This is a genomic window from Actinomadura logoneensis (assembly GCF_003428695.1).
In the GTDB taxonomy this organism is placed as follows: Bacteria; Actinomycetota; Actinomycetes; order Streptosporangiales; family Streptosporangiaceae; genus Spirillospora; species Spirillospora logoneensis.
Genome location: NZ_QURH01000395.1, coordinates 1 through 715 on the forward strand (window position 1 = coordinate 1; position 715 = coordinate 715).

2 protein-coding genes are annotated in these 715 nt (G+C 74.3%); both read left to right on the forward strand.

All coding sequences use genetic code 11. The annotated features are described in order from the left end of the window. The coding region (locus tag DZF91_RS40065; protein ID WP_158588023.1) for a hypothetical protein at window positions 1–195 on the forward strand (195 nt) is incomplete at its 5' end. 5 nt (window positions 196–200) lie between these two features. After that, the gene (locus DZF91_RS22925) at window positions 201–659 is read left to right on the forward strand and encodes an acyl-CoA thioesterase (protein ID WP_117359470.1); all 459 of its coding nucleotides are present in this window, start codon (window positions 201–203) and stop codon (window positions 657–659) included. Window positions 660–715: the final 56 nt, after the last annotated feature.

The window sequence follows — 715 nt, forward strand, 5'->3', positions numbered from 1 at the left end:
GTGTGGGCCGCCGCCGAGTGCCTGCGCAAGGCGGGCCTGCCCGACGACGCGCCGCTGACCGCCGCCGGGCGGCCCCGGCCGGGCTGGGCGGTGCTCGCCTCCGGCGGCTCGCGGGTCGCCACGTTCGCCACGACCCTGCGGGACGGTCCCGGACCGGTCGTGTTCGCAGTCCTGACCGGAGAAGGACGGTCGTAACCCCCATGAGCGACTACTTCGAGTACCGGCACACCGTCGGCTTCGAGGAGACCAACCTCGTCGGCAACGTCTACTACGTCAACTACCTGCGCTGGCAGGGCCGCTGCCGGGAGATGTTCCTCAAGGACCTCGCCCCGGACGTGCTCGCCGAGCTGTACGGCGACCTCAAGCTGTTCACCCTCAAGGTGGACTGCGAGTTCTTCGCCGAGATCACCGCCTTCGACGAGCTGTCGGTGCGGATGCGGCTGGTCGAGCTCGCGCAGACCCAGCTCGAGTTCGGGTTCGACTACGTGCGGCTGGACCCGGGCGGCGGCGAGACCCTCGTCGCCCGGGGACGGCAGCGGGTCGCGTGCATGCGCGGCCCCAACACCCGGACCGTCCCGTCCCGGGTGCCCGAGGCCCTGGTGCGCGCCCTGCGCCCGTTCCAGCCCGCCGCCCTCGCCGACGTGGGCGGCGCCCCGTGACCCCCGGCGCGCAGGACCCCGCCCCCGCGGACGGCCGGACCACCGCCCCCGGCGCC